At 58.8% G+C, this 13,957-nt stretch carries 15 protein-coding genes; 2 read left to right on the plus strand and 13 right to left on the minus strand.

What is annotated here, in order from left to right; translation table 11 throughout:
• Nucleotides 1–58: 58 nt before the first annotated feature.
• Together V7714_RS06265 and V7714_RS06270 are read left to right on the plus strand one after the other, a co-directional pair.
• Entirely contained in the window at nucleotides 59–643 is a 585-nt protein-coding gene (locus V7714_RS06265; RefSeq protein ID WP_335708958.1) for a DNA-3-methyladenine glycosylase I, read from the plus strand.
• Nucleotides 640–1,317 carry an alpha/beta hydrolase gene (locus V7714_RS06270; RefSeq protein WP_335708959.1) on the plus strand — a complete coding sequence of 226 codons (678 nt, stop codon included), beginning with the start codon at nucleotides 640–642 and terminating at the stop codon, nucleotides 1,315–1,317. The genes V7714_RS06265 and V7714_RS06270 overlap by 4 nt, the downstream gene beginning before the upstream one ends.
• Here the strand turns inward: V7714_RS06270 and V7714_RS06275 are convergent.
• The 13 genes from V7714_RS06275 to V7714_RS06335 form a co-directional block, all read right to left on the minus strand.
• Complete coding sequence (locus V7714_RS06275) at nucleotides 1,314–2,318, minus strand: 2-dehydropantoate 2-reductase (protein WP_335708960.1); 1,005 nt, start codon at nucleotides 2,316–2,318, stop codon at nucleotides 1,314–1,316. The genes V7714_RS06270 and V7714_RS06275 overlap by 4 nt on opposite strands.
• A gap of 168 nt (nucleotides 2,319–2,486) precedes the next feature.
• Entirely contained in the window at nucleotides 2,487–4,208 is a 1,722-nt protein-coding gene (locus tag V7714_RS06280; protein ID WP_335708961.1) for a hypothetical protein, read from the minus strand.
• Nucleotides 4,208–4,570, minus strand: a complete 363-nt coding sequence (locus V7714_RS06285) for an STAS/SEC14 domain-containing protein (RefSeq protein ID WP_335708962.1) — start codon at nucleotides 4,568–4,570, stop codon at nucleotides 4,208–4,210. Before V7714_RS06285 ends, V7714_RS06280 begins: the two co-directional genes overlap by 1 nt.
• A 103-nt stretch (nucleotides 4,571–4,673) precedes the next feature.
• Complete coding sequence (acpS, locus tag V7714_RS06290) at nucleotides 4,674–5,054, minus strand: holo-ACP synthase (protein ID WP_290331768.1); 381 nt, start codon at nucleotides 5,052–5,054, stop codon at nucleotides 4,674–4,676.
• Nucleotides 5,054–5,788: a DNA repair protein RecO gene (gene recO, locus V7714_RS06295; RefSeq protein WP_335708963.1), complete on the minus strand. Its 735-nt coding sequence runs from the start codon at nucleotides 5,786–5,788 to the stop codon at nucleotides 5,054–5,056. The genes acpS and recO overlap by 1 nt, the downstream gene beginning before the upstream one ends.
• A 21-nt stretch (nucleotides 5,789–5,809) precedes the next feature.
• Nucleotides 5,810–6,703: a GTPase Era gene (gene era, locus V7714_RS06300; protein ID WP_290331770.1), complete on the minus strand. Its 894-nt coding sequence runs from the start codon at nucleotides 6,701–6,703 to the stop codon at nucleotides 5,810–5,812.
• Nucleotides 6,700–7,395: a ribonuclease III gene (gene rnc / locus V7714_RS06305; RefSeq protein ID WP_308447060.1), complete on the minus strand. Its 696-nt coding sequence runs from the start codon at nucleotides 7,393–7,395 to the stop codon at nucleotides 6,700–6,702. The genes era and rnc overlap by 4 nt, the downstream gene beginning before the upstream one ends.
• Nucleotides 7,392–7,760 carry a DUF4845 domain-containing protein gene (locus V7714_RS06310; protein ID WP_335708964.1) on the minus strand — a complete coding sequence of 123 codons (369 nt, stop codon included), beginning with the start codon at nucleotides 7,758–7,760 and terminating at the stop codon, nucleotides 7,392–7,394. Before V7714_RS06310 ends, rnc begins: the two co-directional genes overlap by 4 nt.
• A 209-nt stretch (nucleotides 7,761–7,969) precedes the next feature.
• Complete coding sequence (lepB, locus tag V7714_RS06315) at nucleotides 7,970–8,944, minus strand: signal peptidase I (protein ID WP_335708965.1); 975 nt, start codon at nucleotides 8,942–8,944, stop codon at nucleotides 7,970–7,972.
• A 124-nt stretch (nucleotides 8,945–9,068) separates the two neighbouring features.
• Nucleotides 9,069–10,862, minus strand: a complete 1,794-nt coding sequence (gene lepA / locus V7714_RS06320; RefSeq protein ID WP_290331773.1) for a translation elongation factor 4 — start codon at nucleotides 10,860–10,862, stop codon at nucleotides 9,069–9,071.
• 131 nt (nucleotides 10,863–10,993) lie between these two features.
• Nucleotides 10,994–11,254 carry a glutaredoxin family protein gene (locus V7714_RS06325; protein WP_335708966.1) on the minus strand — a complete coding sequence of 87 codons (261 nt, stop codon included), beginning with the start codon at nucleotides 11,252–11,254 and terminating at the stop codon, nucleotides 10,994–10,996.
• Nucleotides 11,247–12,743, minus strand: a complete 1,497-nt coding sequence (locus V7714_RS06330) for a DegQ family serine endoprotease (RefSeq protein WP_335708967.1) — start codon at nucleotides 12,741–12,743, stop codon at nucleotides 11,247–11,249. The genes V7714_RS06325 and V7714_RS06330 overlap by 8 nt, the downstream gene beginning before the upstream one ends.
• Before the next feature lie 195 nt (nucleotides 12,744–12,938).
• Nucleotides 12,939–13,916, minus strand: coding sequence for a MucB/RseB C-terminal domain-containing protein (locus tag V7714_RS06335; protein WP_335708968.1), 978 nt, complete (start codon nucleotides 13,914–13,916; stop codon nucleotides 12,939–12,941).
• Nucleotides 13,917–13,957: the final 41 nt, after the last annotated feature.

The following is a 13,957-nucleotide window of genomic DNA, read 5'->3' on the forward strand; positions in this document are numbered from 1 at the left end:
CTGGGACGGGGTGGCGTTTTATCATGCGCCTCCTCCCTCACCGATTGCCAAGACCATCATGACCGAACCCTGTCGCTGTGGCTGGGCCAACCCCAAGAATCCCCGCTATCTCGCCTACCACGACGAGGAATGGGGCGTACCCTGCCACGACGAGCGTACGCTGTTCGAGATGCTGAACCTGGAAGGCGCACAGGCGGGGCTATCGTGGGAGACCATACTGAACAAGCGGGACCACTACCGCGCCGCCTTCGATGGCTGGGATGCCAGCAGGATAGCCGTGTACGATGACGCCAAAGTCGCTGAACTGCTGGCGAATCCGGGCATCGTGCGCAACCGCCTCAAAGTGGCTGCCGCCATCAGCAACGCCCGAGCCTGGCTGCAGCTGCAAGCCGCCGGGTCCAGCCTCGATAGCCTGCTGTGGGCCTATGTCGATGGCCAACCCCTGCAAAACAGTTTCGACAGCTACCAACATGCCCCAGCGCATACGCCTTTGTCAGACCAGATATCCAAGGATCTATCCAAGCGCGGTTTCAAGTTTGTCGGCTCCACCATCATCTACGCCTATATGCAGGCCATAGGCATGGTCAACGACCATGCCACCACCTGCTTTCGCCATCACATCGTCAAAGGACTTGCCCGATGAGCCAACTGCTCGACGCCATAGAAATCGAAACCCGACCCCATCCCCAATGGGCCGTCATCTGGATGCACGGCCTGGGTGCAGACGGCAACGATTTTGTCTCCATCGTGCCCGAACTGGGGCTGGACGAGGCTGCTGTGCGGTTTGTGTTTCCCCACGCACCCATGATTCCGGTGACCTGCAACAACGGCTACGTCATGCGGGCCTGGTATGACATCCTGGAACTCGATTCGATCAGCCGCCGGGTAGATGAAGCGGGCATACGCCAGAACCGTAGCGCCATCCAGGCCCTGATCGAGCGCGAGAACCAGCGCGGCATCCCCAGCGAGCGCATCATCCTGGCCGGCTTCTCGCAAGGTGGCGCCATGGCCTATAGCGTCGGCCTTACCCACCCCGACAAACTGGCCGGCATCATTGCGCTTTCCACCTACATCCCCTCCCAATCCTTGCTGGACAGCGAAAGCAGCCCTGCCAATCAGGCCACGCCGGTATTTGCAGCCCATGGCATACAGGACCCTATCGTGCCTTATGCTCTGGGAGAAGCGGCCGCCAAACAGGTCGGTACTGGCGGTCACCCCACCGAATGGCACAGCTATCGCATGCCACACTCAGTCTGCATGGAAGAAATCGTGGCGATTGGGCTGTGGCTGAAAACCAGGATGGCAGCCACCAGCTAGACCAAGGTGCTTGGAGACAGGCGAGGCGAGCCCTCGCCCGCCTGCTCGGCCACATGAATAGCCGCCATCACCCGCTCGCACCGGGGCGCACTGGCACCCTGGCTGGCCGCCAGCGCGACCACGGCACCTTGCAGATACACCACCTCGGTTAACCGGCCCTGTTGCAGGTCTTCCCACATGGAAGAACGCGCCAACGGGTCTATGGTCAGCATGGATGCCGCTACACGGCGGAACAAGGGCGTAGGCAAGCGTAGTAAATGGGGGATAAGCCAGGCCGGAACCCGGCTGACCTTGGCCGGCCGTATCCCCGCCCGTTTCATCGCATGCAGGGCTTCATCCATCATGCCAGCCAGCAGGCACCGCCAGGCGCGCGCCTGTAGCTGCTCCAGCAAGGGCACCCCCGCCAGGGCATTAAGCGCGTTATTCAAGTTAAGCAGGAGCTTGCCCCACTGCACCGCAGCCATATCCGCATAAGCCCGGCATGCCAAGCCCTCGCAAGCCAATAGGTCGGCCAGACCCGGCACTGTGTCCGCAATCGCCAGCTCGCCTTCACTACCCCGGTGAAAACGCCCCTCGCCCTGCTGCAACACATTGAATGGCACCATGCCTGCCAGCACCTGCTGGTCCGGCAAGGCCTGCGCCAGCAGCTCCGCATTGCCTACACCATTCTGCAGGCTGACCACTACAGTCCCAGACCGGGCGTGCCGGGCAATCTCCGCTGCAATCACCGGGCTGGCCGCGCTTTTCACGGTCACCAGCACGATATCCGCCTCGGCCAGGACGGCGGGGTCGCTTGACAGCCGTAAGGCAGCCGCAGCCAGTTGTCGGCTACGCCCCTGGTAGTCTGTCACCCTCAGGCCATGCTCCTGCAACTGTGCGGCCATGCCGGGGCGCAGCAGAAAGGTCACCTTACGGCCTCGCAGCGCCAGGCAGGCACCCACATAGCAGCCCACACTGCCGGCACCTGCAATCACGATATGGGGAGCAACAGGCAAAGACATAGTGCGAGACTCCAAGCTAGTAATACCGCGAACAAAGCACTTTGCCCGGTTTGGTGGGCAGCGCTTGCTCCAGATGGCCGGATTGTGGACCAGCCTGGCAAGCCAGCGCTTGAACGATACCGCCACGCATGAAAAAACCGACCCGCAGGTCGGTTTCAGGCTGGCTACTTAAGCGTCTCGCCGCATCAGTTCTATCATGGCCCAGATCCAGTCCGGACCCTTTTCCAGGGTCTCACCTATGCGCACCACAAATATCTTGTCGCGTGCAGTCACCTGGTACAAGCGGCCGGGCGCGTAATCGGCCGAATGGATCAGCAGGGTATTGGCACGTTTACCCTCGCCCAGATAGGGAATGTAGAGACCGCTCTTGGGCAGGGTCAAGCCCACCGTATCTATTCCCTCCACCGCAGACATGCTGACCGCCCGCTCCGGTTCCAGCGACTTCATGCTGGAGGCTACCGGTGTAGAACTCAATATCTGCACGCCGGCATAGAGCTGCTCACCATTGATACGGTTGAGCCGCCTGATGACGGCTATCATCCAGCTGTCCTGCTCATGGTTACGCAAGGCCAGCAATACCCCCAAGCGCACCCAATCATGCCCTTCCAGCGGCAGCACTGCCCCAAAGCCACCCGCCGACTGGTTCTCCACTATCCACTCATCGTGGTCTATGGTCTTGGCCTTGTTCACATAAGCGTGGTTGCGGGCTTGTGCCATGGCCAGCTTCTGCTTGGTACGATCCGTCACATAGCCATAGAGCTTCATATCCATGACTTCGTCGTTGTCCGGCGCAGTGCGGGCGCTGGAGCGCAGCATGGCGCGCTCGTCGTCAAAGCGGATGGCGGTAAAGATATTGGAAAGGCCCGACGTGACCTGCACCAGCTTGCTGACCTTGGTACGCTCGCTGCGACCCAGTTGCTGGTTACGTTCACGCGACCAGAGTATCTCCAGCTGCCGCAGGAAGTCGAGACAGGCCGGCATGCGCGCATCATCGCCCAGGCCCAGGCGCGCAGGCGTGTCGCCGGCTTCCAGCTGGCTGATGACCTTGGCCATCTCGGCCAGCAATTCGCCCACGCCCCAAAACCGCAGCATCTCGCCTTCTATGGCTTCATGTATCTTGGCCGGGCCACTGGGCTCGCCCAGATTGACGCAGAACTGATGCACACCCTCGCGGTACTTGCGCTCCACCTGCACCTGCCGCGACCATAGCATCAGCCAACGGTCTGCCCAATCGTACTGGCGCAGATTGAAATTGCCGTTGTTGAGCGTCGCCAGCATCTGTATGCGTATGAACTCGTCAGTACAGGATGTCGTCTGGCTCTCCTGCTCGGAATAGAGCCGGAAGGAATGGCTGTCCACCCCACTGAGTTCCGCCAGCCTATACAGTTGGTTGGCTGCTGCCCACAGGGTGGCGGGTGGGCTCTGAAAGCGGAAGTAGTGCCACTTCACCTGTATACCCACATAGTGCAAGGCACGCGCCAGCATCAGGCCGCTGGCTTGCAGAAAGCCGGCCTCCTCTTCAGGGCTGGGCTCTTCCAATCGCACAAAGGGGTGGTAGGCTGCCAGCATCGCACGGGCAAACCCCACAACCTCATTCCACAGCTTTTCCTCTACAGCCTTGCCCGCACGGGGATTCTGGATGTACTGCTGTTTTACCTGGTCAAAGGTGGGCTGAATTTTCTCGTCTATCACGAACAACGATTGCAGGGTATTGAGTGAGATACCCTCGCGCCCCTCGATCCGCCCTATCATTTCCCGCACAGCCAGCAACTGACCAGCGATATCCTGCTGGCGGATCTCCTTCATCCAGTTCGTTGCGGTACGCGGATCTCCCAAGGGATCCGACTCCCGCTTGACCATACCGCTAAGGGATTCAAATAAGCGACGCATCAGCCAGGTACCGGCGTATTTTCCAGCAGCCAGGCCTCGGCCTGCCGCCCGTTTTCAAACACCTGTACTTCGCTCTCTACAAACAGACGCGCAAGCCAGGTGGCCCAGGTAGTCCATTGATCGGTAGTGACGATGGCAATACACCCAAAGTCTGTCGCATGCTCGCGGGTAAAGCGTATTTCCTCCCACACTACATCCAGGGTGTAGCCCAGCATTTCCGTCAGGTCGAGCAGCAGGTTGGGTTTGCCGTGAAACTGCAGCTCATACAGCACGTTTTCTTCAAATTCGCGATAATCCGCCAGGGTGAATTCCCCGGCTACCGTAGCCAGCACGCAGTGAGCTTTGTGTTCAATGGCGATCATCCCGGTTTCCTTGATAGGTGTCCGTACAGTTAGACCGCACTGCCGTGGTGGCAATGCATGCCCCAATGGTAACCCCATTATGACTTTGTTATAGCCATCGGGTTCAGCTAACTTCCAGTACCACGAAGGCCACCACCGACCCGCGCTCGTCGCTGAGGGACAAATGGGCGCGACCTATGCCCCGCTGTTGCAGCAGGCCAGCAATCGCCTCATCGAAACCCAGCCCCGGCCGCCCTGCCGCATCATGGGTAATCCAGATACCAGCCAGGGTAACCGGCGGCCGTATGCCCGTGCCCAAAGCCTTGGCAAAGGCTTCCTTGGCCGCCCAGCGCTTGGCCAGGAAACGGGCCTTGTCCGTCGCCAGCGCCAGCTCCTGCTGTTCCGGCAGCGACAATAGACGATCGGCAAAGCGCTGCCTATGCCTGTCGTAGGCCACGCCTATGCGGGCGATGTCGATAAGGTCGGTGCCTATGCCGTAAATCATCAGAGTTTGTGCAGGTCGCGCAGTATCTTGCGGGTATGTAGCGGCGCCTCACCCAGCAACTCCGCCAGCAGCACCCGCATCAAATGCTTGGCCTGCTGCGCAGCCTGGGGCTCGTTGTAATCGCCACTGGCCATGGCCGCAAGGCTGCGGCCAGACAGCGGCACCCCCAAGCCCGAGGGCAAATTGAAGGCCGGCACGATGCCTCGCCCTGCCATAAAGCGATACTCCCCATCCTTGCTGATGGACTGGCCCGCAGCATCCTTGTCCAGCGCAAAGCCGTAGCCCATTTCAGTCAGCAAGGTCAGCTCAAAGCGGCGTAGTATGGGCTCGACCTCCTGCGGGCATTGCGCCAGGGCACGCACAGCCCGGCCATAGGCATCAAACAAGCCAGGATGGGCATCTTCACGTGGCAGCAGCTTGAGCAGCAATTCATTGAGGTAGAAACCGCAGATCAGCGGCAAGCCCGCCAGCTGCGGCACCCCGCCTTGCCATTCCGCAGCATGCAGGGTTTTCAGGTCGCCCGTGCCAAACCACGATGCCTCCAGCGGCTGAAACGCCAGCAGACTGCCGCGCAAGCCCGAGGTCGGCCTGCGCGCGCCGCGCGCCACCAGCGCAACCCGCCCCTGCTGCCTGCTCAATACCTCAATGATCAGGCTGGTTTCCTTGTAGGGATAGCTGTGCAGCAGCCAGCAAGGGGCTGCCTCCACACGCTGCTTGCTGCGGGCAAAACTCATCGTGCCGCCATCCGAGCAGGCTTACTCGTAACCGAACTGGCGCACCAGGCGGGTATCGTCGGCCCACCCACTCTTCACTTTAACGAAGACTTCCAGATAGACCTTGCAGTCGAACATCTTCTCCATGTCCGTCCGGGCCTGGGTGGAGATTTCCTTGAGTTTCTCACCCCCGGCGCCAATCACGATGGCCTTTTGCGCATCGCGATCCACCAGGATGGCCGCATGGATGCGGCACAGATTGCCCTCTTCCTGGTACTGCTCAATCTCCACCGTGGTGGAGTAAGGCAGTTCATCACCCACCAGGCGGAAGATCTTCTCGCGTATCAGTTCAGATGCCAGGAAGCGCTGACTCCTATCCGTCACCTGGTCTTCTTCATACATGGGCGCGCCTTCAGGCAGCAGCGGCTTGATCGCATCAATCAGGACGTCCACCTTCATGATCTTCTTGGCCGAGATCGGCACAATCGCATGGAAGGCAAACTGGCTGGACATGCGCTGGATAAACGGCAACAACTGCCCTTTGTCCTTGAGCAGGTCGGCCTTGTTGAGCACCAGGATGACGGGGCGATGCTTGGGTAGCAACTTCATCACCTCGATATCACGCGCATCGAACTTGCTGGCCTCGATCACGAACAGCACCACATCCACGTCAGACAAGGTGGTGGTGACGCCACGATTCATGGCGTCGTTCAGGGCGCTTTTGTACTTGGTCTGGAAACCTGGGGTGTCCACAAACACAAACTGGGCATCGGCATCAGTACGTATGCCGGTGATACGGTGGCGGGTAGTCTGCGCCTTGCGCGAGACGATGCTGATCTTCTGACCTATCAGCCGGTTCAGCAGGGTGGACTTGCCAACGTTGGGACGGCCAACGATGGCGATAAAGCCGGTATGGAACGGTGTTGCTTCGGTCATGACTTATGCGCTTTCCTGACATTAGGCAGGGTGGATAGCGCGCGGGTTGCGGCCTCCTGCTCGGCGGCCCGACGGCTGGCGCCTTCGCCGTTGCTGGCGAGATCGAGATCGGCAATACGGCATTCCACAACGAAATGCTGATCATGCGCCTCGCCGCGCTGGCTGACTATACGATATTGCGGCAAGGCCATACGGCGGGCTTGCAACCACTCCTGCAACTTGGTCTTGCTATCCTTGCCATGCGTTTCCGGATCAATCGCCGCAATCTTGGGGCCAATCAAGGCAGTAATCGTCTCTCGTGCAGCTTCGAAGCCTGCATCCAGGCAGACTGCGGCAAAGATGGCTTCCAAGGTATCGGCCAGGATAGACGGACGCTGGTAACCCCCGCTACGCGCCTCGCCGTCACCGAGGCGCAGGTATTCGGACAGCAGCAGATCCTGCGCCAACTCCGCCAAGGTTTCCTTTTTGACCATGCTGGCACGCAGCCGGGATAACTCCCCTTCGCTACGCTCTGGAAATGCATCAAACAGCAGCCTGGCCACGACAGCATTGAGTATGCTGTCGCCAAGAAACTCCAGCCGCTCGTTGTGCGGCACCCCATAGCTGCGATGGGTCAGGGCTTGCTGCAGCAGACGGGCATCGGCAAAACGATGGGTCAGCGCCAGCTCAAGCCGGGTGAAATCAGCACTCACTCGCCGCCACCGCTACCGCCACGCTCTTCGACACTGTAGTCCAACACTAGGCTGGCATTGCCCATCAAGGGAATAACGCGCTGATAGTTGACAGATATGGTCGTACCGCTCTGATCCTGAACAATGTCCAAGTCCTCTGACGTAAGGGATTGAATATTCTCAATCGTAGCCCGCCGCTCGAAGGCTTCACGTATTTCGCCAAGGGGCGCTCCAGCCTTCTCTTTGGCAATACCTTTCAGGGCAGACTTAACGCCAAAGTACTCCGTGTAGGCGGGCACCAACTTCAGACCCAGAATCAAGCCACCCCCCAGGATAATGCCCCATGCCATCAGGTTGATCAGGCTCAAGCCCTTTTGTTTACGCATGCTTTCATTCTCCGATATACGCAAATCGCGCTAGTCTGGCGCCATTCTAGAGCCTGCCATGAACTATTTCACCATTGCTGTGGCATAAAGTTCGCACTCGACAAGATGCAAATCGCTTGCCAGGTTGATCATGGCAAGCGATGTCTTGATCCAGCGGGCGCTGCGCACTGTCATGCCCGGTGGCCAACAGTGCGCGTCAGCTCACGATATTATTGGATACGGGTGCCAATCCGGCTGAACTGGCCGAAATTCATCCAGACCATAAAGGCACGACCTGCCAGATGGTCATCCGGCACAAAGCCCCAGTAACGACCATCATTGCTATCGTCACGATTGTCGCCCAGCATCATGTATTGCCCCTGGGGTACCGTGCAGCTGAAGCCCGTCTCGTCATGCTGGCATTGCTGCTCGCGCATGGGGAAATCATGCAGGTTCATAGGGTTCAGGGTACGCTCACCAGGTGTGTTCAGGGTCTCATACTTGTGCTGGTTCAGACGTTCAGCCATGCGTACGGCCTGCACCTCATCCCGGCCGGCATCCTTGTATTCATAATTCCCCACCGGCACGCTATCCACACGCACACCGTTGATGGTCAACTGCTTGTTGCGGTACTCTACCTTGTCGCCAGGCACACCGATGACACGCTTGATGTAATTGATCTTGGTATCCTCAGGGAAACGGAACACCACGACGTCGCCACGCTCAGGCTTGCCCACCGGAATCACCGGCACGTTCAGGAAGGGCACGCGTATACCATATGCCGACTTGTTGATCAGGATGAAATCCCCCACGATCAAGCCAGGACGCATGGAGCTGGAGGGTATCTGCATAGGCTCGATCACAAAGGTCTTACCTAGGCCTATGGCCGCCAGCACCAGCGCATTGGAGAAACCGAAAGCGGCCCAGTCGGGCAAGGCCTTTTCATTGCCCTTGGCCTTGTAGCCCATCAGCTTGGCAATCAGCGCCATCACCGCTGCCACCAGCATCACGACAAAGAACAGGTCGCTGGGGTTGGCAAACATGGACAGCACGCCCCAACTGCCGACCAGTATGAAGAAATACCCCCACAGCGCACTTTCGGCCATCTGCTCGGCATCAAACACCGGCTGGGCAGCTCGGCGAGACCACCAGATCAGGGCGGGGCCGGCAAGCAAGGCAACAAAGGCAAGATAGGTCCAGTTCATGCGGGCTTTCTTGGCGTGTTAGGGGTTGTATGGGCCTGACAATAGCGCTTGCAAGCACTTGCCACACCCAGATTGAGACAGCGCACCGATCAGGCAGTACCAACTGCCTGATCAGGGCATCGTGTTACTTGTCACTGACCTGCAGAATCGCCAGGAAGGCCTCTTGCGGGATTTCCACATTACCTACCTGCTTCATCCGCTTCTTACCGGCCTTCTGCTTCTCCAGCAGCTTCTTCTTGCGGCTGATATCACCGCCATAGCACTTGGCCAACACATCCTTGCGCATGGCCTTGACGGTTTCGCGGGCAATGATGTGGGCGCCGATAGCCGCCTGTATGGCAATGTCGAACATCTGCCGCGGTATCAGCTCGCGCATCTTGCTGACCAGTTCGCGGCCACGGTAAACGCTGGTAGCGCGGTGCACAATCAGACTTAACGCATCGACCTTCTCACCGTTGACCAGCACATCCAGCTTGACCAGATCGTCTGATCGGAATTCCTTGAAGTCATAGTCCAGCGAGGCGTAACCACGCGACACCGACTTGAGCTTGTCAAAGAAGTCCATCACCACCTCGGCCATGGGCAGCTCATAGGTCAGCATCACCTGACGGCCAAGGTACTGCATATTGCGCTGGGCACCACGCTTCTGATTACACAGCGTCATCACCGCGCCCACATAATCCTGCGGCACCAGAATGGTCGAGGTAATGATGGGCTCGCGTATCTCTTCAATCTTGCCCAGCTCAGGCAAGCGCGATGGATTCTCGATCTCTATCAGCTCGCCATCCTTTAGCAGCACCTGATACACCACGGTCGGGGCCGTGGTAATCAGGTCCATGTCGAACTCGCGCTCCAGCCGCTCCTGCACGATCTCCAGGTGCAACAAGCCCAGGAAGCCACAACGGAAGCCAAAGCCCAGCGCCTGCGACACTTCCGGCTCAAAATGCAGCGAAGCGTCGTTCAGCTTCAGTTTTTCCAGGCTGTCACGCAGCGAATCGTAGTCATGCGATTCCACCGGATAGAGGCCGGCGAACACCTGCGACTTCACTTCCTTGAAACCAGGCAAGGCTTCGGTCGCCGCCGGCTTGACCAAGGTAATGGTATCGCCCACCTTGGCAGACGCCAGCTCCTTGATACCCGCGATAATAAAACCGACCTCACCCGCCTTGAGCGAATCGCGCTGCACTGACTTGGGCGTAAACACACCAACCTGCTCGCACAGATGCTGCGCCTTGGTCGACATGAACAGCAGCTTGTCCTTGGGCTTGATCTCCCCGTCGACCACCCGCACCAGCATCACGACGCCGACGTAGTTGTCAAACCAGGAGTCGATGATCAATGCCTTGACCGGCCCCTCCGGGTTGCCCTTGGGGGCAGGCACCTTGGCAACCACGGCCTCGAGTATGTCTTCGATACCAATGCCATTCTTGGCGCTGGCGCGAACCGCATCCGTCGCCTCGATACCGACGATGTCCTCGATCTCATCGATTACCCGCTCGGGCTCGGCCGCAGGCAGGTCGATCTTGTTCAGCACAGCCACCACCTCGACACCCTGCTCGATAGCGGTGTAGCAGTTGGCCACCGTCTGTGCTTCCACGCCCTGCGAAGCATCAACCACCAGCAAGGCCCCTTCACAGGCGGCCAGCGAACGGCTGACTTCATAGCTGAAGTCAACGTGGCCCGGGGTATCGATCAGGTTCAGGTTGTAGACCTGCCCATCACGCGCCTTGTAGTGCAAGGCGGCAGTCTGGGCCTTGATGGTGATGCCGCGTTCCTTCTCGATATCCATGGAATCGAGCACCTGCTCACTCATCTCCCGCAGCTCCAGGCCGCCGCAGAATTGGATAAAGCGGTCAGCCAGGGTGGATTTACCGTGGTCGATATGGGCGATGATGGAGAAATTGCGAATATGGTTCATAAACTTCTGGGCGACACGACCGGAAAACTGCATGAAAAATGGGCACGTTGCGACGTGCCCACGTTGATTTTTCGCGATTTTACCGGATTCAGCGTAGCTTGGGTGGATAGTGACACACGCGACTGTTGCCGTCAGGCAGCCCGCAGGCGCCCCAGGTAGGCATCCAGCTTGTAGCGATCGAGGTGATAGAAGCAAATCACCTCGTCGCCATTGCCCGCCAGCACCGGCACCATATCGTTGTACTTGGCCTCAGCGGCGTCATCGTCGTCGATATCGAACCAGATCACATCCAACTGCAGATCCGGCGCCAGCAAACGCAACTCCTCGCGCATCTGCTGGCACAGGCTGCAATACTCCCGGCCGTACAGCGTCAGCAGCGCCCGCTCAATCATCGCCCTTGTCGCCCTTTTCCGGCATCTTCAAGGTCACAAACAGCGCAGCCTCACCACGGCGCAAGCGCAGCGGTATGCTGCCACCCGGCTTCACCGCTGTCAGGGCATTGTCCAGCTGGCTCAGCGAGGCCAGCTCGTCGCCGCCTATGCCTACGATATAGTCACCAGGCTGTATGCCAGCACGACCGGCCGAACCACGCACCTCAACCACCTGCATGGCGAACTTCACACCCAACTGCTTGAGCGCGCGGGCATCCACCTCGCGTATGGTCAAGCCGGACTTGCTGACACCTGCCTCGGTCTTGGGTTCAGACTTGCGCTCGCGCTGGGCCGAACGGCCATCCGCCGGCGTTTCCAGCTCAGCCACAGAGATCGTGACGGTCTTGCCCGCCTTATCACGCCAGATTTCCATTGGCACGCTGGTGCCCGGCTTGGTTCCACCCACGATACGCGGCAGGTCAGATGATTCCTCCACCGCCACGCCGTTGAACTTGAGGATAACGTCACCCGCCTTCAGTCCAGCCTTGGCCGCAGGGGAATCCGACTCCACATTGGTGACCAGGGCACCCTGCTTGGCCTTGAGGCCAAAGCTTTCGGCCAGTTCATCGCTCATGCCCTGTATGCCGACACCTATGCGCCCACGGGTAACCTTGCCCTGACGCTTGAGTTGCTCGGATATCTGCACAGCCGTATCGATGGGGATGGCAAAAGACAGCCCCATATAGCCACCCGAGCGGCTGAATATCTGGGAATTGATCCCCACCACCTCACCGCGCACATTGAACAGCGGGCCACCCGAATTACCTGGATTCACCGCCGCATCGGTCTGGATGAAGGGCACGAAGTTCTCATCCGGCAGATTGCGCCCCTTGGCACTGACTATGCCAGCAGTCACGCTGTTATCAAGACCAAAAGGCGAGCCAATGGCAATGACCCATTCACCGACACGCAGCTTTTCGCTGGAGCCCAAATCCACCGTCGGCAAACCCGTGGCTTCAATCTTGAGCAAGGCCACATCGGTACGGGCATCCGAACCCACCACCTTGGCCTTGAATTCTCGCCGGTCTATCAGCTTGACGGTAATTTCATCCGCATCCGCCACCACATGGGCATTGGTCAGCACATAACCATCGGCTTCAATGATAAAACCGGAGCCAAACGACTGGGCGCGCTCCTCCCGTGGCTGTGGAGATTGCCGTGGCACCGGAAAGCCAAAGCGCCTGAAGAATTCCAGGGTTTCGTTATCCATACCCTGGGCCGTGTTGCGATTGGCCCGCACAATCTGGGTAGTGCTGATATTCACCACGGCACGGCCCTCGCGCTCAACCAAGGCGCTGAAATCAGGCAATCCTGCCACCAGTGGGGCCGCCGTTGCTGCCACCGTAGGCGCTACGGCAACCGGCTTGGCGGCGGGTTGAGCAGTGGCTGCTTCAGTGCAGGCAGTAAGACCGCAAGTGAACAACAAGGCGGTCAACAGGCTGTGTTTCATACTGATCTATCCTTTTTCTCGTTGACTGACTAGAAGGTATGGACAAGGTGATTGCTGCCCAGCGGAATTTCAAGACACCCGCTGACACAAGCAAACCTATGACGTGAGCTAGGAGCCCGGCCTTGCCGGCCAAGTTCCCGATTGCTGTCGGCTTGCGACAAGCCCCCTGAAAACCGCGACGAACTGCATCATGGCTCAGCGGACGGAAAAGGACTGGGTAAAAAGCTGCACTGTGCGCAATGGCACTTCACCCAGTGCGGTGACACGCCAGCCGTCGGCTTGGCGCGAATAGAAATTCACGGTCTTGTTGCTGCGCGATAAAGGCAAGGCAACAGGATTGCTGCTGGCTGGCTCGACAAAGACCGATACTGTCGCCATGCCATCGCTATAGAGGAAATGCTGTACAGGGTCGGCCTTGCCCGGCAACTTGCTGAGGGCCTCCTTGACCAGACGGAAACCACTGGGCAAATTCGCCATCACGAACTGCGAAGGCCCTCCCAGCGGGGCGGGCAAGGCCTTGGGCAAAGGCTGGGGCTCCAGCGGCAGTGCCTTGCTGGCCAGCACCGACTTCAGCGCCCGCTTGTCTATGGCCCCACCAATATCCAGCTGGGTAAAAACAAAATGCTCCAGCAAATCGCCACGCTCAGGCCCAAACATGGTGCTCTTGAGCAGCAAGCCCGTATTGGTTTCCAGGCATAGCTGATGTGGATTGCGCAACTTGTCCTTGGGCTCCAGCAGGACGGACTGGCATTCATACCCCGCCACCCGCTCCACACCCAGACGCTTGAAGCTGTAATTATTCAGCACATCCAATATCTGATCCGGTATGACGCCGGGAAAGAACTTGTTCGCCGCACGCCTATCGAGCATGAAGGGACGGACATTGGGGAGATAGCAGGTAATCTGGTCGTTATTGCGGACAAATTCACGCGGGATACCATCCAGCGACTCACGCCGTTCCTGCTCACCGCCTGCATCGTAGGCATGTACCAGACGGAAGGTCTCCATCACATCGGTATGGTGATAGAGATAAACGCCGCTGTAATTGAGTATTCGCGCCGACACCGCCATTCTTTTGAGCAAGCCGGCGGATTCGGAAGAAGTAAGCAATTCTGCAGCTTGTACCGACGAGGCGAGCAGCAACAGGCTGCACAAGCCCATACGCAGTTTCATGGCAGGCTTAGCGTCACGCAAGATATTAAGGGTATCCGTTG

This window comes from Chitinimonas sp. JJ19, from assembly GCF_036961565.1.
Taxonomy (GTDB): domain Bacteria; phylum Pseudomonadota; class Gammaproteobacteria; order Burkholderiales; family Chitinimonadaceae; genus Chitinimonas.